Raw genomic sequence first — 20,591 nt, 5'->3', positions numbered from 1 at the left:
ATATAACTTTGTTGCCAACTAACCTAATATACTAATTTCGTGCTGGGTAGCAAGAACACAGGACATTATCATTGAGGTAAACACCTGGCTTCAAAAATCTGCCGTGTGAAAAAAAATATTGATTGACATTTAGTATTTAGAGGAGATTTATGACTAAGCCGGAACGCGTGGTACTGATTGGAGTAGCTGGAGACTCTGGATGCGGTAAATCTACATTTTTGCGTCGATTGATAGATTTGTTTGGTGAAGACCTAATGACAGTCATCTGCTTGGATGATTATCATTGCCTAGACCGCAAACAACGCAAAGAAACAGGGATAACTGCACTTGACCCCAGGGCTAACAATTTTGACCTCATGTATGAGCAAATTAAAGCACTAAAAGAAGGTCAAGCAATTGATAAGCCGATTTATAACCACGAAACCGGCCTACTAGATCCAGCAGAACGGATTGAGCCAAACCACATTATAGTAGTTGAGGGGCTGCATCCTTTATATGATGAACGAGTCAGAGCCTTAATTGATTTCAGTGTTTACTTTGACATCAGCGATGAAGTTAAAATTGCCTGGAAAATTCAGCGAGATATGGCGGAACGAGGACATCGTTATGAAGATGTCTTAGCACAAATCAACTCTCGTAAACCTGATTTTGAAAAGTTTATCGAACCACAAAGAGAATTTGCAGATGTAGTTTTACAAGTATTACCCACAAACTTAATCAAAAACGACACAGAGCGCAAAGTTTTACGGGTACGTATGCTACAACGGGAAGGTAAAGAAGGCTTTGAGCCAACCTATCTCTTTGATGAAGGTTCAACGATTCAATGGACTCCCTGTGGACGTAAGCTCACTTGTTCCTACCCTGGAATGCAACTATACTACGGTTCCGATGTTTACTACGGTCGTTACGTCTCTGTGTTAGAAGTAGACGGTCAATTTGATAACTTGGAAGAAGTAATTTATATCGAAACTCATTTGAGCAATACATCTACCACGTATCAAGGTGAGATGACACACTTATTGCTTCAACACCGTGAGTATCCAGGTTCCAATAACGGTACTGGTTTATTCCAAGTGCTGACAGGGTTGAAAATGCGTGCTGCTTATGAGCGATTGACAGCTAAAGAAGCAAAGTTAGCAGTTCAAGTCTAAAGCAAACAATGTTTGTAAACACAAAAGGGGGACATCTATGGGTGTACTCCCTTTTTTTGTATATATAAAATCAATCTCATACTTGGTAGCTTTCTACTAACCCATTTTTTTTGTAAATGTGTAAATCTTGTTATGATTTCATAAATTAGTATTTAGTAGCTGAACTAAATACACTTTTTTTTAGTCAGTGATCAAAATTCTTCAAGGAGGAATTTCCATTGTCTCGTCGCTATTTATTTACCTCTGAGTCTGTTACTGAAGGTCATCCAGATAAAATCTGTGATCAAATTTCAGATACCATTCTGGATGCTCTACTGACGCAAGACCCGACTAGCCGGGTTGCTGCTGAAGTAGTAGTTAATACGGGATTAGTGCTGATTACTGGTGAAATTACCACCAAAGCCAATGTGAATTTTGTCAATTTGGCACGGAAGAAAATTGCTGAAATTGGCTATACTGATTCAATTAACGGCTTTTCTGCTGATAGTGCCAGCGTCTTGGTAGCTTTAGATGAACAATCACCTGATATTGCTCAAGGTGTAAATACTGCTCAAGAAACTCGCGCTGAGGATAGTGAAGAACTATTCGATCGCATTGGTGCTGGTGATCAAGGTATCATGTTTGGTTTTGCTTGCAACGAAACACCAGAATTGATGCCTTTGCCTATTAGTTTAGCTCACCGCATTGCCCGGAGACTGGCAGCAGTCAGGAAAACAGGTGATTTAGCTTACCTGCGTCCTGATGGAAAAACCCAAGTTACCGTTGTCTATGAGGATGGTAAACCCGTAGGTATTGATACGATTTTGATTTCCACCCAGCATACACCTAATATTGGGGATATTACTGATGATGCTGCGGTGCAAGCTAAAATTAAAGAAGACTTGTGGGATGCAGTTGTAGTACCTGTTTTTGGCGATATTGAGATTAAGCCAAATCAGGATACACGTTTTTTAGTTAATCCTACTGGTAAGTTTGTTATTGGTGGACCTCAAGGCGACTCTGGTCTTACAGGACGGAAAATCATTGTCGATACCTACGGTGGTTATTCACGACATGGTGGTGGTGCTTTTTCTGGTAAAGACCCCACTAAAGTAGACCGTTCTGCTGCTTATGCTGCTCGTTATGCAGCAAAAAATATTGTGGCGGCTGGGTTAGCAGAAAAATGTGAAGTCCAGTTAAGTTATGCCATTGGTGTAGCCCGACCGGTCAGCATTTTTGTGGATACCTTTGGGACTGGTAAAGTGGATGATGAAATTTTACTGGAACTAGTCAAAGACAACTTTGAACTGCGTCCAGCAGGAATTATCCACGCTTTCAATTTACGCAACCTACCAAGTGAAAGAGGCGGACGTTTTTATCAGGACATCGCGGCTTACGGTCACTTAGGGCGTAGTGATTTAGATTTACCTTGGGAACGTAACGACAAGGTAGATGTGTTGAAAAAAGCTGCTAATAAGTCTCTTTCAGAAGTTGTTGCTCAGGCATTAAGTTAAAATCTGATGATTTGAGATTACAACTAAAACCAAAAAACCTCTGCTTGATAGTTATAAAAGCAGAGGTTTTCTAATAGACAAGAGCGTGAAAATTAAATCTGCGTTTCCTAGAACTCTTATAGAGAAGTTCTATGGAACGTTTCTACTTGTCCGGGTATGTCTGTGATGATTGCTTTTTTAAGTACTAGTCACCCCTAAAATATCCAGGAGTTCCAGCTAAACTTAATCCCAATCAGGTATTTCTACGTCTTCACCACCAATACCGATACCAGTGTTATATATTTCCGCATCGGTAATAGTTAAGTCATTCATTGATGCTTGATACACATTGGAATCGTTAATAGTCGCACTGGTGAGGTTTGCACCATTGAGATTAGCTTGCTTCAAATTCACGTTAGTGACAAAAGCTGATGTTAAATTAGCACCTGCTAAATTTGCTCCTGTTAGGTCAGCACCTTCAAGGTTAGCATCTTTTAGGTTAGCTCCTTGGAGATTTGCTCCTCGTAAGTCTGCACCAATTAAATGAGTACCACTGAGGTTAACTCCTGATAGCTGACAATTTCTACATTCCCCAGTTGACAATAGCCTTTGTAGGTCTTGTGTATTCCCAGCTTGAACTGAGTTAGCTAAAAATAGGGGAGTGACTAAGGCTATAACCGCTAATAGCTGACGTTTCATAAAATTTCCCCCTTAATAATGGAGTAGCATCCGTTCTTTCCCTCACTACTCCATTATCTCACTAAATGGCTAGAATATGTTGATTTACCTCACAAGCCAGATGTGATGTTTTAGCAATTGGCTAGTCAGGCTATAACTATTACTAGCATTAGGTTTGAACTATGTTTGGGTGGTGAAATTAGGTAAATTAATGCTGTTAAATTTAGTGTTAAATATTTTTAAGTTGCATCATCCAGCATAGTTTAGCTTGAGTAGTAAATGAGTATTTTATCCTAGTGAAAAGCTTGTAGATTTAAGAGTTGGCACTATTTTTTTGGAGGAGAAATTCTTGCATATACTCTGTAACTAACTCTGGCTGTTCTTGCTGAACCCAATGACCAGAATTAGGAATATATTTGATTTGTAAATTCCTGACATATTCTTCTGTCCCATAGGTAAGTTCTTTACCCAGTGCGGTGTCTTGTTCTCCCCAAATCATCAAGGTGGGGACTTCGAGAATACTCCAATTTTTGTTGAGGAAGCGTTGTTGAAAAATATTGCGATAATAGTTCAACATAGCTGTGAGTGCGCCACGTTTAGCAGCAGCGTTTTTATAAGCTTCAATATCTGCTGTAGTGAAGGCGGTTTTATTGAAGGCTGTACCTTGAATAACTTTGGCTATGGCTTCATAGTCTGAGGCTTGGAGGAGTAATTCGGGAATCAAAGGGAATTGAAATAAGAAAATGTAGTAGCTGCGTAGGAGTTGCTGAGGAGTGGTTAAGCCTTGGGAAAATTTAGCGGGATGGGGGAGGTTGAGTATAATTAGTTTTTCTACCATATCTGGGTGAGCATAGGCAAAATTCCAAGCGATAGCTTCGCTCGCCGCAGGCATCGCACCACCCCAATCATGAGCAACTAGAATACAACTTTCATATCCTAATCCCCGCACTATTCCCTCAACATCTTTGACAAATTCATCCATAACATAAGCTGATTGCGCTTGGGGTTTATCGCTATCGTTATAACCACGTAAATCAACAGCAACAACCTTAAAATTTTGAGCAAATTCAGGAATTTGATATCGCCAAGAATACCAAAATTCAGGAAAACCATGCAGCATTAACATTAAAGGGCCTTCCCCTTGGGTGACATAGTGCAGTTTAATATCGTTGGTGTTTATATAAGCGTGTATCCAAGAATCTTCGATAATAGACATAGATTTTGATTTTGTTAAAATTACGAAAATTATTAGTAAGAGGAATCATACAAAGTATTTTTCAGGAAAACATCTACTAAAAGTTAGGGTGTAAATGAGTAAAGTAGAAATACGTGGTGTCTGGTTAACCGCAACCGATAGTCAAGTTCTCAAGTCAAAACAAAGCATTGCTGAAGCGATGAATTTTCTGGCTGAAACGGGATTTAATGTGGTGTTTCCCGTTGTTTGGAGTAAAGGTGTCACCCTTTATCCTAGTCCCACAATGTGGAAGACATTTGGTATAGAAATTGACTCAAATTTCCTTAGTCGTGATCCTTTAGCAGAATTAGTAGCAGAAGCACGACGAGTGGGTTTAAAAGTTATACCTTGGTTTGAATATGGTTTTGCCAGTTCTTACAATTCAAATGGAGGGATTTTATTAAAACAAAAACCAGAATGGGGAGCCTATGATTACCAGGGTAATTTATTAAAAAAAAATGGCTTTGAATGGTTGAATGCTTTTGATTTTCAGGTGCAAGAATTTTTATTAAATTTAGTATTAGAAGTGGTCAAAAATTATGATGTTGATGGTGTCCAAGGAGATGATCGTTTTCCAGCTTTACCATCTGAAGGAGGCTATGATCAAGGAACTATAACCCGCTACCACCGAGAGTTTCAAAAATATCCACCCAAAAACCACAAGGATAAAAATTGGTTACAGTGGCGTGCCAATATTTTAACTGATGTTTTGGCACTGCTTTATCAAGAAGTGAAAGCGATAAATTCAGATTTATTAGTTTCAATGGCTCCTAATATTTATGATTGGGGATTGCAGGAATATTTGCAAGATTCACCAACTTGGTTAAAGCGAGGAATTGTTGATATTATCCATCCTCAAATTTATCGTCGTGACTTTCTCAGTTATAAATGTATTCTTAATAGGTTGGTAAAGGAGCAATTTACAGATACTATTTTACCAAAACTAGCACCAGGAATTTTAATCAAATTAGGAAGATATAGAATTACTCCAGATTACTTATTACGGGTGATTGAATATCATCGTCAATTAGGAATTAATGGAGAAGTATGCTTTTTTTATGAAGGTTTGCAGGAAAATAATGATCAGTTAGCGAAGGTTTTGAAAAAGGGACACTATGCTCAGTCGGCTTCTTTTCCTAAATTGGCGGATTTACAGGATTTTGGCATGAATTATCACCGGTCTACTTCTATTTTGCAGAGATTAGAAAAACGGTTAAGAAAAATTTTTAAGGGATAAAATCAATGAAATTGCAAATGGAACAAACTATTGAAATTCTTAAACAGGATTTACCGACATTGTTTAAGAAAGATATTTCTTATGATATCTATACCCAGGATATCTTTTTTCGTGACCCGGTGAATAAATTTAAGGGTAAGTTTAATTATCGGATTATTTTTTGGACTCTGCGTTTTCATGCTCAATTATTTTTTACAGAAATTGCTTTTGATTTACATGATGTGTCTGAGTCGGGGGAAGATACGATTTTAGCAAAGTGGACGGTACGCGGGATTTTGCGTGTTCCCTGGAAAGCGCGGTTATTTTTTAATGGTTATTCGACTTATCAGTTGAATAATCAGGGTTTAATTTATGAGCATATTGATACTTGGGATAGGGAACCTGGGGAGATTTTAAGGCAGTTTTGGCAGCAGGGGGAGTGATTTGGTGTTTTTTGTTATTGTAAATTTTGCGTTGGTGTTGGGGGTGGGTATTGATTGAACCACCTTCTCTACAAGAGGCTCCACCAACGCTGTGTGTTGCAGATTTGTGGAGAATAGGAATTTGAATTATTTAATTTTTGAAATTCATACCTAAATTTAGCAATACCAGATATTTAATCTACAATATACTTGATAATATGTTCTGATTGAAAATATAGGTTTTATCCCCGATGTTAGCTTTTAATATACAGATTTGTAAGTATCTATGTTCTCTGGCTGTGTTAGGACTATTCATCACTGGTTGCAATATAAATTCTGATAGTGCAACTGATAAATCTTCCAGTTTAAGTGGTAGTACAACAACTACCAAAACTATAGAACCTATTTCTATAACACCTGTTACTCAGCAAGATAATAATGCAGCAGAAATTAGGGCTGTCTTTGACGACAACTTCAGAGGGTTGAACACAGAAGATGTTGACTTGTCTATGTCTGCAATTGATGAAAGCTCTCCAGACTACGAGCAAACTAGACAGTTGACGCAAAAACTTTTCCATACCTATGATTTGAAATACGAAATTAACAAATTTGAAATCATAGAAATTTCTGATAATAAAGCAATAGTTAGAATTACTCAGACTACTAAAAAAAGTAAAGGACCCGCATTTAGAGATAATGTGTTGGTGGCTAAAAATATTCTCAGAAAATCTAATGGTCGCTGGAAGATTGTATCAACAGAAGTAGAAAGCATCAATTATCTAAATTAGATTGAGCGATGTCTACGACTATCTATATCAATGCGCTTTTCGGTTAGTTCTCAATTTTGTGTTGGTGAAATTTCAGCCACAAAATTGAACCCTCAAAATCTTCAACATTATCTGAATCAGGATTTACAAGATGAAAGGATAAACAGGATTGATTTTCATAAGATTTCTGGAATATCCACTTGTGTTCTTTCGGCTATTTTATAAGCTAGTTTTTTAAAGTCATCGTAAACGTTTCTCACTACCTTAGTATGAGCGCCAATAGCACCATCAGCAGGTTTTAAGTAAAACATCGGTTTATGAGCTTCTTGAGCCATTGGCATCAAGCTTTGGTAGTTTTTGAGTAAGGCTAAACAGTTTGGATCATTTTCGATAGATATATTATTTTCACCAGGCTGATCTAAAACATCTTCTCTATAAACTGTGGGAATACGAGCAATCCAACGTTCGTAAGCTTTAACTGGACGATCTAATCTGACTGAATGCTGTAAAACAATGTAACCAATAGGTTGCATTGTTCCTTTGGGAAGTTGTAAATCTTTTGCTATACTCTTTTTACCTGAAGAATTTGTTTTAGATAATCTTTCTTGCCACTCTGCACGCCAAGTTCTTAATGTAGGTCCAAGGTTACGCAAACCTTGGAGAGAAAATAAATCTGGTGCAAGTGGAACAACAACATAGTCAGCAGCAATTAAAGCTGCACGATTTATTGCTCCTAAATTTGGTCCCAAATCCATTAATATTACGTTTGCTTTATGTTTAACGGCTGTTTGTTGAAGAATTCTCCAAAAAGCAGATATTACTCGAAAAGCTCTTTCCTGACCACCTCCACCAAGACAATTAGGCCACTGTGCTGAAAGTTCATCTTCAAAACCAGAAAGTGCTAAATCTCCAACTAAAAGAGCTAAATTTTCAGATTCTTGGACATATTCTAAATGTGGATGATCAATATCACCAATACCTTTCAATAATGGTTGTACGCAATCAAATACAGTTGTTGGTTCACTATTTCCTAACCAAATTTGTTCCAAGCGTTCCTCATCTAAAAAAGCAGTAGTAAGGTTAGCTTGGGGATCTAAATCAGCAGCAACTACTCGCAGTCCTAAGTCTTGATACATCCATGCTAAATGATAGACTAAGGAAGTTTTTCCAACTCCTCCCTTATTATTAAAGAAAGCAATTATTTTTGCACTCATGATTTTCTTTTCAGTGTTACCAAAACATGGGCATCTTCCACAGTAAATTCTAGAAGGGGATTACCATTTTTCAGAAGTTGCTGACGAGCAAGTTCAATTCCTAAACCAAATCTCTGCACATAACCAAGGTTTTTCATGGCTTCAGCAAGGTGAGGATTACGATAATCAGTTATCCCTGATTGTCCAAAGTTCTGTTTATTTACTTGTCCAAAAGGTCCACCAGGATTTTGAATTTCTATCCGGTCATTAAACCATGTAATTCTGACTGGTGCATTTGTCCCTTCATAGGTACGGTGCATGACGGCATTTCTTCCTAGTTGTTGTAAAGCAACTATGGGATAATCAGGTTGTTGTAACTCAATTGGTTGGGCAGTAATATCTGTTGCTACTGAGATATTAACTTGAAAAATTTCATCTAGCATCCTCAGCAAATCTGGAAGAGCGCCACCAATTTCTTTTTGGTCTTTAATTGGGTCAGTTAACTCAATACCATCAATGCGGAGAAATTGAATATATGCACAGGGAACAAATTGTCTAGGATCATTACCAATAACTAATACACCTAAAATAGTTGGTTTAGGCAACGCATCAATTGTTGCAAACCGCATTGATTTGAGTTGTTGTTCAACTGAACGTTGATTTTCTTGCAAAACATCATTTGCTAAAGATGAGGGTAAATAAACTCGACGGAAAATTTCTAAATCGAGATCATCTAAACTAGCAGATGTTAAAGGTCGTAAATCAAAAGGCAAATCTTTTGAACGTCTTTTTTCAGATAAACGGCGTTCTTCTTCTGCTGTTGCAGTAGCTCTGCGGGGACCGACTCTAATCCAAACTCGTCCTTTAAAACGTACAGGTGGGGCATCCGATGGTTCTACAATTACAACTGCTAGTTCACATCCGCCAATATTGCGTTTTTGGACAATCGTTGATGGAAAAGGCAAGATGTTGCCATCATCTCGCATCCCTGAAAGTGTCAGCAGAAGTTTATCATCTATGGTCAGATTTGCACAAGTTCCATTATCATTAACCCCAATAAATAAAACTCCTGGTTGTTGATGATTGGGTAAATCATTAGCGAATGCACAAATTGCTTCACAAAGTTTACCTCTATCGGATATTGAAGCTTTACGTTCCACCCGGTCTGATTCCATATCATTGAGGAGAATTTCTAACTCCTGATCATTCATTAAGCTTCTCCTTTTAAATATCTTTTATTTCTAAAATCAAATTCATCGCTGCCTGAATTACCTAAAAATTCCTAAACTCTATTCCTAGAAAGTAAATAGGAGTAAGCGGTAATCTTTTCTTATCTTCATCTGGCAACTTTTCATAAAATTGTTGCCATAAACCAATAAATCTATCAAAATCTATTAATTCAATATGAGTATGAGAACTGCGAGTTTCATTTTTAGCATCACCAGTAAAACCACCAGTAGAAACAAAAATTCCCACATCACCGTCTTTTTGTAATACTCCTCTCAATTGTCGAATTTCATCTACTGATGCAGGTGATTCTCGATGTTTGATTTGTACTTTAATTCTTGGTGATACTGTTCCTAATGGGTCTTGATAAGCAATTACATCTAAACCACCATCTTTTCCTCTAGGTGCAATGAAAGGTGTATAATAGCCCATTCCTCTTAGTAAAGCAGCTACTAAATCTTGAAATTCATAAGGATTCAAATTTCCCACAAATTTCTTTAATCCTTCCACTGCAATTTCTTCATATTCACTAATAGTTAATTCACTGATTTTATCAACTTCATTATCTGTTTCTAATTCATTACTTATTTCTGGATCATGATTTAAAATTGTACTATTTTTCTTTTTTATTTGCCATTCTTTAAAGGATTGATTGGCAATTTTTAAAAGTTGAGATTCTCCTAAATCCAGAGCTTTTTCTCCCTCTGGTGTTAAATACCAAATCCCTTTATTCTTTAGTAAGAAACCAGCTTTGTCACAACTTATAGTATAAAAATGTAAAATACTTTGCCATCGAATTTTACCAGTTTTTTCATATCTATATTTTGCCCATTCATCTAAATTTACTCTTTTTTCCACTTCTTCAATTACTTGCTTACCTTGTAATTCTCCTTCATTTTCTTTGAGAATTTGCAAAGCTGCAAAAATTACCTTTTCAGCTAATTGCCATGACTTAGAAATACTATTTTTAGTCATAAAAATATTTTATTTGATAATTTCATCCATATCATATAAATGATACTACAACACTTTGCATAACGGTTAGGTACAATAATTAAGGAAATAAATTGAAAAATCAATATTAAACCTGTCCTTATTGGTCATGAAAGTGCTGTATCCTAAATCATTTTTGTAATCTTGTCAATCCTTAAATTTCAAAAACTAGATCCACCACTTCTTCCTTCTTAAATAGATTATTTCAGAAGTCGAAGATATTTTTCCATTTAGACAACTACTGGATACTGCTTTAATACTTGCTGTAAATACTGCCCAGTATAAGACCTCTTATTTTTTGCTACATCTTCCGGGGTTCCTACTGCAATAATTTCTCCTCCTTTATCTCCACCTTCTGGACCCAAATCTATTACCCAGTCAGAACAACGAATTACATCTAAATTATGTTCAATGACTAAAATTGAATTTCCTTTATCCACTAATCTTTGTAAAACATCTAACAATTTGTGGACATCATAAAAAGATAAACCTGTGGTTGGTTCATCTATTAAATAAAGTGTCTTCCCTGTTGCACGTCGAGATAATTCTGTGGCTAATTTCACTCGTTGCGCTTCCCCACCAGATAAAGTTGTGGCTGGTTGTCCTAACTGCACATAACCCAAACCGACATCAACTAAAGTTTGTAATCTAGTTACAGCTTTGGGAATGTTTTGACAAAAATTTAATGCTTCTTCAACTGTCATGTTGAGAACATCAGAAATTGATTTGTCCTTATATTTAACTTGTAATGTTTCCCTGTTATATCTTGCACCTTTGCAAATTTCACACTGCACGTAAACATCAGGGAGAAAATTCATTTCAATCACGTTTACACCCTGTCCGCTACAAGCTTCACAACGTCCACCTTTAACGTTGAAAGAAAATTGTCCTGGTTTATAACCTCTGGTTTTAGCTTCGATGGTTTGGGAAAAGACATCACGAATGATATCGAAAACCCCTGTGTAGGTAGCTGGGTTAGAACGGGGAGTTCTGCCAATGGGTGATTGGTCGATAACGATCGCTTTATCGACGCAGTTTAAACCCTTGATTTCGTCTATATCCTTTGGTGCAGGAGCTTTTTTGAGTAAATGGTGTTGTAAGGCTGGATAAAGTAATTCGTTAATTAAGGTAGATTTTCCTGAACCTGAAACACCCGTTACGGAGACAAGTTTTCCTAAGGGAATTTCGACATCAATATTTTGGAGATTGTTGCGACGAGCATTTTTAATCGTTAAAGTCCTGCCATTACCTTCTCTTCTGGTAGCTGGAGTATTAATTATTCTTCTGCCTGATAAATAAGCACCAGTTAAAGAATCTTCTGCTGTTAATAATGCCTCTAAATCACCTTGGGCAACTATATGACCACCGTGAATTCCGGCACCTGGTCCAATATCAACTATATAGTTAGCGGCGCGAATGGTTTCTTCATCATGTTCAACGACTATTAAGGTATTTCCTAAATCGCGTAATTTGGTTAAGGTTTTCAGTAATCTGTTGTTATCTCTTTGATGTAAACCAATACTGGGTTCATCTAAAACGTAAAGAACTCCTGTTAGTCCGGAACCGATTTGTGTGGCTAACCGAATGCGTTGGGCTTCACCACCTGATAAAGTCATGGCAGGACGATCTAAGGTGAGATAATCTAAACCCACATCTAATAAAAATTGCAATCTGGCTTTAATTTCTCTGAGAACTAAGTCACCAATTTGGGTTTGTCTGTCGCTCAATTTTAAGTTTTCTATTCTTTCCCGACAATCACGAATTGAGACGCTGGTTAAATCTAAAATTCCAAATTGTCCTAATTTCACTGCTAAAGCTTCTGGTTTTAATCGCTTGCCACCGCAAACTTCACAAGGTTGATCAATTAAATATTCTTCCAACTTTTGCTTAACTAGTTCTGAACCGCCTTCATATTGGCGTTGCAAAATCGGAATTACGCCTTTAAAATTTGTAGATTTTTGCTTCTCTGCGTTAGCCTCTGGTGAACTGTTGGTGCGTTTAGGTTTTTCTTCCCCATACAAAACTATCTGTTGTTGTTCTGGGGTTAACTTACTCCACTGGGTCTGCAATTCAAATCCATAAGTCTGTCCCAGACTATAAAGTAACTCTAAATAATAGGAATTTTCTTTTTCTGACCAAGGGGCAATTGCCGCATACATGGGCGAATCTGGGTTTGGTATCACTAAGTCGGAGGAAAATCTTTTTAAAGTTCCGATACCATGACAATGGGGACAAGCACCATAGGGTGAGTTAAAAGAAAACAAACGTGGTGATAATTCTTCCATTACTGCACCATGTTCTGGACAAGCAAAGTTTTCGGAAAACACCATTTCTAACGGTAATTCTTGTTGGGAAATATCTTGATTTTCCCCTGGGGTTGCTATATACTTACTATCAGGTCGCTCCAGCGCTGTCTTATCAGATGTCTCATTTAATACCTCAATTATGGCAATTCCGTTAGATTGCTTAAGGCAGGTAGAAAGAGAATCGACCAAACGCTCTTGGATTCCGTCTTTTTTGACTAAGCGATCAATAACCAGTTCTATAGTATGTGTAATATTTTTATCTAATTCAATAGAATCAGACAGTTCTCGCACCTCTCCATTTACCCTCACGCGTACAAATCCTTGCGCGGCTAAACCAGATAAAAGTTTGCGATGAGTCCCCTTTTTACCCCGGACGACAGGAGCGAGAATTTGGAAGCGGGTACGATCGCTCAACTCCATAATCCGATCACACATCTGGTCAATGGTTTGGGGAGCAATACAGCGATCGCATATCGGACAATGGGGTTCACCAGCACGACCATATAACAACCGCATATAATCGTAAATTTCCGTCACCGTCCCCACCGTAGAACGGGGGTTATGGGAAGTTGATTTTTGGTCGATAGAAATCGCCGGACTTAAACCTTCAATTGCTTCCACATCCGGTTTGTCCAACTGACCCAAAAATTGCCGTGCGTAGGCGCTGAGAGATTCCACATAACGCCGCTGTCCTTCCGCGAAAATGGTATCAAAAGCCAAAGACGACTTACCCGAACCAGAAACGCCAGTAAAGACAATCAAGCGATCGCGCGGCAACTCCAAATCAATATTTTTCAGATTATGCTGCCTAGCACCGCGAATGCGAATAGTATTCTGGCTGTTGTGGTGGTACGGAAGACTACCGTTTAAAGATGCTGCTAGGTTTTCTGACATATTGACAGCCTGAAGGAATGTTGCACAGTGAAACAGTTCTTCATAATACTATCTTTATTCAAGTTATGCTAGAACTATACGTCCGTCATCATTAGTTAGATTTATTCGTGGAGGGAATAGGCAGTAGCGCACAGAAAAACTATGTGTGTAATTACTTATTTACCAGGATTTACCAGGAAAAGACAAACAATCTTTTACGCCAAATATTCAAAATAACTCTTCAACAGAGTTAATTGATAGTGCGTTAATTTCTGTGTTCTCTGCATCACTTCGGTGGCTACAAAAATTTACTGATTGCTAAATTTTGTGATGACGAAAATCTCAAAAGGCAAATCGTGGACGGGATTCTGAGATATCCTTAGATAGGATAGAGATTTGTCGAATAAAGTAGAATGAAGCTGGCAGCAAGAGTAAGTCAGGTAACACCCTCCATCACCTTAGCGATCGCAGCTAAAGCTAAGGCTATGAAAGCCGAGGGTATAGATGTTTGTAGTTTTAGCGCCGGAGAACCGGATTTTGACACTCCAGCCCATATCAAAGCCGCAGCCGCGAAAGCTTTGGATGAAGGGAAAACCAAATATGGTCCCGCAGCTGGAGAACCAAAATTAAGGGAAGCGATCGCCCAAAGTCTCAAAAATAATCACGGTTTTGATTATAAATCAGAAAATGTCATCGTCACTAATGGCGGTAAACATTCTCTGTATAATTTGATGATGGCGCTAATTGATCCTGATGATGAGGTAATTATTCCCGCACCATACTGGCTCAGTTATCCCGAAATGGTGATTTTGGCGGCTGGGAAACCAGTGATTGTGAATACAGATGCTTCCACGGGCTACAAAATTACCCCGGAACAACTCAAAAACGCCATTACCCCAAAAACTAAGTTATTCATCCTCAACTCCCCATCTAACCCCACAGGGATGGTGTACACGCCGTCAGAAATTAAAGCTTTGGCGCAGGTAATAGTTGATGCAGACATCTTAGTTGTTTCTGATGAGATTTACGAAAAGATTCTCTATGACGGTGTAGAACATATTAGCATCGGTTCTCTCGGCAAGGAAATTTTTGCCCGCACCTTAATTAGTAACGGGTTTGCGAAAGCTTACTCAATGACTGGGTGGAGACTGGGATATTTAGCAGGCCCTGTGGAAATCATTAAAGCCGCCAGTACCATTCAAGGGCATAGTACATCAAATGTCTGTACCTTTGCTCAATATGGTGCGATCGCAGCTTTGGAAGGTTCCCAAGATTGTGTGGAAGAAATGCGTCAAGCTTTCGCTAAACGTCGTCAGGTAATGTTTGAAAGACTTAACGCCATTCCTGGATTGAGTACAGCTAAACCAGATGGTGCTTTTTACCTGTTCCCGGATATCAGCAAAACCGGGTTAAAGTCCCTAGAATTTTGCAACGCTTTATTAGAAGCACATCAAGTTGCAGTTATTCCCGGTGTAGCTTTCGGTGCTGATCATAACATTCGCCTCTCCTACGCTACTGATATGGCGACGATTGAAAAGGGAATGGATAGATTAGAGAAATTTGTGCGCTCTCGAATTTAACTCATCAATTCCCTATAATGATGAGACAAACGAGATCCCCCCAACCCTGATTAATGAGATGGGTGAGGGGGATTAAAAAATTCTGACTATTAACTAATTAATTTCTCCATTCATAGCGACCAGGAACTCTAATTCTGCGTCTACCTTGTTGTTCCCAATGAGCAGGAACCCATACCCTACGTCGTCTGGTATTAACAACTGTTCTCCGGTTAGGAACTCGACGTTCAACAACTTGTACCTGTCTGGTATTGCGTTGAGGTTTGACGATAATCTCGATTGCTGATGCTGGTGCTGGTAAAATACTCATGGCTAAAGGTATAGCCAACATGATACCAGTAATGATTTTTTTCATTAAAATTCTCCTGTCAACAGCTTATTTCCGGTTGAGTAAATCAAACCTTGTTGTTGTTTGACTTCTCATACCACCAATCCTATGAGTTGAATTGTAAATTTACTAGTTACTAAAGTCACTAGTGTTACCATGACTTTAGTTTGTACTTGAGTATGAAAAAAGTCACGGGTTACAAGGTGGTTGAGGATGATCTATTCCCCAATTACCAATTACCAATCACCCATTACCCATTACCCATTACCCATTATTCCCATTTCCTGCAAACCTTGACGTAATCTTTGCGCTTCCTGGGGGTTTTTTGGTTCATGGAGTGCGATCGCATATTCAAAAGCTGCCAAACTATTTTCAACATCGCCGACTTTCAGCAGCACTACCCCTAAATTTTGATAAGCTTCCGCATAATCAGGATTTAATTGTATAGCTTGGTCATAACAATCTATCGCCTCAGCAAATAAATTCATGGCTTTACATACCATCCCCAAATTATAATAACCAGTTATAAAATTAGGATCAATTTTAATAGCTGTTTCATAAGCAATTTTCGCTCCTTGAAAATCTCCCGTAGCTTTGAGTAAATTGCCTAAATTGTTATATCCTCCTAACTTCAACAGAGGATAAATTGGTAATTTCACAGCAGCTTGATAATGGAAAATAGCTTGAGGTACATTCTTTAAATGCGTATGAGCAATTCCTAAATGATAATTTAATTCATACAAAATATCATAATTGGTTTCATTTATATTTTGATTAATAGAATTTTCAACTTTCTTTAATTGAGAATCTTTCAGCCAGCGCAAATGTGTTTTTTCTGTGGAACTGCGTTTTCCCATTGCTTGATTTAACCCATTATTTAATAATTCCATTCCCTCATTAATTTTACCCATTTCCACATACAAAGCTCCCAATTTACTACAAACATAAGCATCATGGGGATTAGCTGCAAAAAATTCTTCCATAGCTGCTGCGGCTTTTGCATATTTATTTTGCTGATTAATTACAGCTTTTTTATATCCAGCATGAAGAATAGCCACACCTGGTAAATAGCCAATTTGCCAATCATCTTCTTGAGCTAAAATTGACTGAATACTATCATCAACTAAGGCATGATAAGGGCGTTCAAAACGAATATCTGGATGATTGCGAAATAGACGAGAAACCAAAGAATAAGGTGATTGAGTTGCACCAACTTCTTGACGGACAAGATTAATTAATAAATAATCTTCTATATTAATAGCTTCTTGCAGATAAGGCGCTATTTCTGGTGTCATACTTTCATCAGCATCTAATACTAAAATCCAGTCTCCTGTCACATATTTTAAAGCTTCATTACGAGCAGCACTAAAGTCATTACACCATTGAAAATAATGTACTGTTGCGCCGAATTGTGCAGCGATTTGAGGTGTTTGATCAGTTGAACCTGTATCGATAACTACAATTTCATCTACCACATTTTTGACACTTTGTAAACATTTGGGTAGATTAATTTCCTCATTTTTGACAATCATGCACAAGCTTAGTTTCATAAGTTAATCGTTTTTTATAGTAATAACTTATATTTTTCAAATAATTACGGCTGATACAGGGTGATTTTGTTCTCAAGAGTCCAAATTAAATCAACAAAACCATAAATACTGATACCCAGTCACATGAAGTAACTGAGAACTGGTAAACATTTTACCAATTACCCATTACCAACTACTTATACTAAGAACGGGTTAAAAGTGTCATTCTGAACGAAGTGTTCGCGTAGCGTGCCGTAGGCTCTAGAATCTCCGAGATACTTCCCTGCACTACGTTACGGTCAGTATGACATAAGTCCAAGTTTGACCCGTTTGCAGTATAAACCCAGTTTCATTTTGCCACATTTGGGTAAGGTAGGTCATAAATTCAAAATCCTGAAAATCCTGATTCAGACAATAAAAATCCTGTTCATCCTGATAATTTGACAAATACTGTATCTGATAAGATGACGTTAGCCATATTAGGTATTTTTATCAAAATCAGCAAATTTATAAATAAGAGAACATACAGAATTTCCTAATATCTGGTAAATTTCTTAATCCTCTAAATCCTGAAATCCTGATTCAGACAAGAAAAATCCTGTTCATCCTGATAATTTAACAAATACTGTATCCGATAAGATGACGTTAGCCATATCAGGTATTTTTATCAAAATCAGCAAATTTATAAATAAGAGAATATACAGAATTTCCTGATATCTGAACATCTGATAATATAAATCCTGTAAATCCTAAAATCCTAAAAATCCTGATTCAGACAAAAAATCCTGATTCAGACTACCTCGCCCCAGCTTTCATGCCTGTGCCGTTTTTCTGTGCTGAATCTTCTGGTAATTCCACACCGAAAACGCGACAAAACACTTTTTCAACTTTATAGCCAGTATCAATGGATTCCAAGGGGTCTTTCCGCAGGCGGTGACGCAGACATAATGTAATTACCCGTCGAATATCATCAACTGTAACTTCTGTCCGTCCTTCAAATGAGGTTAAAGCCTTAGCAGCGCGGTTGGTGACAATATCCCCCCGCAAACCGTCTACATCCAATTCTGAACAAACTTCCGAAATTTTCACCCTCAAGTCATAATCAAGATTAACTTTTGGTAATAATTCCTGAGCATTAACAATTTGCTGTTGTAATGCTTCCTGGGGAGTTTTGTGTTGTTCTAAATATACAGCAGGATTTTGGTCAAATTCTCCCCGTTCTTCGACGATTTGCACCCGCAAAGCAGGCTCTTTCACTGTGTGAATTTCTGCGTGCATTCCAAAACGGTCGAGTAGTTGAGGACGCAATTCACCTTCTTCTGGGTTTCCCGAACCAACCAGCACAAACCGCGCTGGGTGACGGATAGAAATACCTTCCCGTTCCACGGTGTTCCAACCACTAGCAGCAGAGTCGAGGAGTACATCTACCAAGTGGTCATCTAATAGGTTGACTTCATCAACATAAAGAATCCCTCTGTTAGCTTTAGCCAGTAGTCCTGGTTCAAAAGCTTTCACACCTTCAGATAAAGCTTTTTCAATGTCGATAGTACCGCAAACTCGATCTTCTGTTGCGCCTAATGGTAAATCTACCATTTGCACCTTTTTGTGATCTATGGGAATTTCCCTCCCTGCTGCTAGTAATTGACGGACTTCATCACTCATCAAATCCGGGTCATTGGGGTCACTGTTGAAGGGGTCATTGGCGACTACGGGGATTTCTGGCAGCAGGTCTGCCAAAGCACGGATGGTTGTAGATTTGCCGGTGCCGCGATCGCCCATAATCATTACACCACCAATTTTGGGATCAATCACATTTAACAACAACGCCAGTTTCATTTCTTCCTGGCCGACAATTGCTGTAAATGGAAAGACCGCGCGACGCGCACTTACTGTAGTTTGAGCAGTTGAAGTCACTAAATTACCTTAACAATACTTTTGTTATTACAATTCTTTATTTTGCCACATCTGGGGAAGCTAAAGGGTGAGGAAGCAGAGCAGCAGAATAATTAATCAGTATCTTAAACCTCAGATTCTATTTTGCTCATGTAGCTTTTATCGGTAAACTCATATATTGCATATAGACAACATTTACCCTCATGACTGGAGAGCGAAACCTTGGGCATAGAACTACGCAGTTTTGTATTTCTAGACAATCTGCAACCTCAACACGCCGCATATATGGGAACAGTAGCCCAAGGGTTCCTGCCATTACCAGGGGATACATCCCTGTGGATTGAAATTTCACCAGGTATCGAAATCAATAAAATTACAGATGTTGCCCTTAAATCGGCTTCTGTCCGTCCAGGAGTACAGGTTGTAGAAAGATTGTATGGACTCTTAGAAATTCATTCTGGCTCTCAAGGGGAAACACGAGCCGCAGGCCAAGCCATTTTAGCCATGCTGGGAGTCAAAAAAGAAGACTGTCTCAAACCCCGTGTAGTTTCTAGCCAGATTATTCGCAACATTGACGCTTACCAAACCCAACTGATTAACCGCACACGCAGAGGACAACTGCTACTCGCAGGACAAACTCTATATGTATTAGAAGTTGAACCAGCCGCTTACGCTGCACTAGCTGCCAATGAAGCCGAGAAAGCAGCAGCAATTAACATTTTGGAAGTTCAAGCCGTAGGTAGCTTTGGCAGGCTTTATTTAGGTGGACATGAACGAGATATCTTAGCCGGTGCAGCAGGAGCTTTAACAGCGATTGAAAATGTACCTGGTCGCACACCCCAGAGTCAGCGTCAGGAATAAAGGAGCAAAAATGGCGATTCAAGAGCATTTAGCCTTACTTCAAGCAGGTGCAATTACCTGGATAGAGTGGAGAAAGCAAAATCCCCAAATTGAAATAGACCTGAGCATCGCTAATCTGCAAAAAGAAAACCTCCGGGGTGCAAACCTCCAAGGGGTCAATTTAACCAAAGTAGATTTAAGTCACGCTGTACTAGTACGAACAAATTTGATTAGTGCAAATTTAACCAATGCTAACCTTTCTCAAGCCAAGCTAATTGAAGCTAATCTGAGTATGGCTAACTTGAGTATTGCTAATTTCAGCAGTGCAGACCTGACACAGGCAGATTTAAGCCAGGTAAATTTAATCGGTGCTGATTTGAGTAATGCCAATCTCAGTGGTGCTGTGATCACAGATGCTAATTTGATTGGTACTGATTTTAGCAACGCTATGTTAAATGATGCAGATTTAGCAGCAACCAAACTCATCCGCAGTAACCTTAGTTTTGCTAACTTGATTGGTGCTAATCTAATTGCTACTGACCTGAGTGAAGCAAATTTGTATGAAGCGGAAGTAATGACAGCTTACCTTTACAAAGCAAATTTGTATAAAGCTAATTTAACTAGAGTCCATTTGGGAAGTTCATACTTATTCAAGGCTAATTTGAGTGAAGCTAATTTGACAAATGCTGATTTAAGTTGGACTAATTTAAGATATGCAAATTTAGCAGGTGCAAATCTTCAGCGTGCTAACCTCAGAGGTGCAAATCTCCAAGGTGCTAACCTCAATGGTGCCAATTTGCAAGATACAATTATGCCTGATTCATTCAGGAAGCACTGCTAGTACAGAACGGCGTAAATAAACCAACCATTCTAAATCTCTGAAAAACTTACG

The 20,591-nt window shown here is 38.4% G+C and carries 17 protein-coding genes; 8 read left to right on the top strand and 9 right to left on the bottom strand.

Features of this window, described 5'->3' with window-relative positions; translation table 11 throughout:
* Positions 1-149 precede the first annotated feature (149 nt).
* Both VB713_RS09705 and metK read left to right on the top strand, forming a co-directional pair.
* The gene (locus VB713_RS09705) at positions 150-1,151 is read left to right on the top strand and encodes a phosphoribulokinase (RefSeq protein ID WP_015214457.1); all 1,002 of its coding nucleotides are present in this window, start codon (positions 150-152) and stop codon (positions 1,149-1,151) included.
* Between the two features lie 218 nt (positions 1,152-1,369).
* On the top strand, positions 1,370-2,644 hold the full coding sequence (gene metK / locus VB713_RS09700) for a methionine adenosyltransferase (protein WP_323311355.1): 1,275 nt from the start codon (positions 1,370-1,372) through the stop codon (positions 2,642-2,644).
* Positions 2,645-2,866: 222 nt separating this feature from the next.
* On the opposite strand, the gene VB713_RS09695 is transcribed toward metK, so the two are convergent.
* Together VB713_RS09695 and VB713_RS09690 are read right to left on the bottom strand one after the other, a co-directional pair.
* Positions 2,867-3,322 (bottom strand): pentapeptide repeat-containing protein, encoded by a 456-nt coding sequence (locus VB713_RS09695; RefSeq protein ID WP_323311354.1) that lies wholly within the window; start codon positions 3,320-3,322, stop codon positions 2,867-2,869.
* 292 nt (positions 3,323-3,614) lie between these two features.
* Positions 3,615-4,517, bottom strand: coding sequence for an alpha/beta hydrolase (locus VB713_RS09690; RefSeq protein ID WP_323311353.1), 903 nt, complete (start codon positions 4,515-4,517; stop codon positions 3,615-3,617).
* Positions 4,518-4,611: 94 nt separating this feature from the next.
* Here VB713_RS09690 and VB713_RS09685 point away from each other — a divergent pair, with 94 nt between their 5' ends.
* From VB713_RS09685 to VB713_RS09675, 3 genes are all read left to right on the top strand, one after another.
* On the top strand, positions 4,612-5,772 hold the full coding sequence (locus VB713_RS09685) for a glycoside hydrolase family 10 protein (protein ID WP_323311352.1): 1,161 nt from the start codon (positions 4,612-4,614) through the stop codon (positions 5,770-5,772).
* Positions 5,773-5,777: 5 nt separating this feature from the next.
* Entirely contained in the window at positions 5,778-6,194 is a 417-nt protein-coding gene (locus VB713_RS09680; RefSeq protein ID WP_323311351.1) for a DUF2358 domain-containing protein, read from the top strand.
* A gap of 230 nt (positions 6,195-6,424) precedes the next feature.
* Positions 6,425-6,961 (top strand): hypothetical protein, encoded by a 537-nt coding sequence (locus VB713_RS09675; RefSeq protein ID WP_323311350.1) that lies wholly within the window; start codon positions 6,425-6,427, stop codon positions 6,959-6,961.
* A 155-nt stretch (positions 6,962-7,116) separates the two neighbouring features.
* Here the strand turns inward: VB713_RS09675 and VB713_RS09670 are convergent, their stop codons facing one another.
* From VB713_RS09670 to uvrA, 4 genes are all read right to left on the bottom strand, one after another.
* Positions 7,117-8,154, bottom strand: coding sequence for a ParA family protein (locus tag VB713_RS09670; RefSeq protein ID WP_323311349.1), 1,038 nt, complete (start codon positions 8,152-8,154; stop codon positions 7,117-7,119).
* A complete protein-coding gene (locus VB713_RS09665; RefSeq protein ID WP_323311348.1) occupies positions 8,151-9,344 on the bottom strand; it encodes an ATP-binding protein in 1,194 nt (397 codons plus the stop codon). Before VB713_RS09665 ends, VB713_RS09670 begins: the two co-directional genes overlap by 4 nt.
* Before the next feature lie 61 nt (positions 9,345-9,405).
* A complete protein-coding gene (locus VB713_RS09660) occupies positions 9,406-10,335 on the bottom strand; it encodes a restriction endonuclease (RefSeq protein WP_323311347.1) in 930 nt (309 codons plus the stop codon).
* Between the two features lie 248 nt (positions 10,336-10,583).
* Positions 10,584-13,553, bottom strand: coding sequence for an excinuclease ABC subunit UvrA (gene uvrA, locus VB713_RS09655; RefSeq protein WP_323311346.1), 2,970 nt, complete (start codon positions 13,551-13,553; stop codon positions 10,584-10,586).
* Positions 13,554-13,945: 392 nt separating this feature from the next.
* Here uvrA and VB713_RS09650 point away from each other — a divergent pair, with 392 nt between their 5' ends.
* Positions 13,946-15,112, top strand: a complete 1,167-nt coding sequence (locus tag VB713_RS09650; RefSeq protein WP_323311345.1) for a pyridoxal phosphate-dependent aminotransferase — start codon at positions 13,946-13,948, stop codon at positions 15,110-15,112.
* Between the two features lie 97 nt (positions 15,113-15,209).
* On the opposite strand, the gene VB713_RS09645 is transcribed toward VB713_RS09650, so the two are convergent.
* The 3 genes from VB713_RS09645 to bchI form a co-directional block, all read right to left on the bottom strand.
* Complete coding sequence (locus VB713_RS09645; protein WP_323311344.1) at positions 15,210-15,464, bottom strand: hypothetical protein; 255 nt, start codon at positions 15,462-15,464, stop codon at positions 15,210-15,212.
* Between the two features lie 230 nt (positions 15,465-15,694).
* Positions 15,695-16,987 (bottom strand): tetratricopeptide repeat protein, encoded by a 1,293-nt coding sequence (locus VB713_RS09640; RefSeq protein WP_323311343.1) that lies wholly within the window; start codon positions 16,985-16,987, stop codon positions 15,695-15,697.
* A gap of 774 nt (positions 16,988-17,761) precedes the next feature.
* On the bottom strand, positions 17,762-18,880 hold the full coding sequence (bchI, locus tag VB713_RS09635) for a magnesium chelatase ATPase subunit I (protein ID WP_323311342.1): 1,119 nt from the start codon (positions 18,878-18,880) through the stop codon (positions 17,762-17,764).
* A 201-nt stretch (positions 18,881-19,081) separates the two neighbouring features.
* Between bchI and VB713_RS09630 the strand changes: the two genes are divergently transcribed.
* Positions 19,082-19,720 carry a microcompartments protein gene (locus VB713_RS09630; RefSeq protein WP_015214441.1) on the top strand — a complete coding sequence of 213 codons (639 nt, stop codon included), beginning with the start codon at positions 19,082-19,084 and terminating at the stop codon, positions 19,718-19,720.
* Positions 19,721-19,730: 10 nt separating this feature from the next.
* Positions 19,731-20,540 (top strand): pentapeptide repeat-containing protein, encoded by an 810-nt coding sequence (locus tag VB713_RS09625; protein WP_323311341.1) that lies wholly within the window; start codon positions 19,731-19,733, stop codon positions 20,538-20,540.
* Positions 20,541-20,591 lie beyond the last annotated feature (51 nt).

Origin of the sequence: Anabaena cylindrica UHCC 0172 (genome assembly GCF_034931625.1) — a bacterium.
In the GTDB taxonomy this organism is placed as follows: Bacteria; Cyanobacteriota; Cyanobacteriia; order Cyanobacteriales; family Nostocaceae; genus Anabaena; species Anabaena cylindrica_A.
The sequence above is the reverse complement of the archived record's forward strand: the minus strand, read 5'-3'. Positions and strand labels throughout refer to the sequence as shown.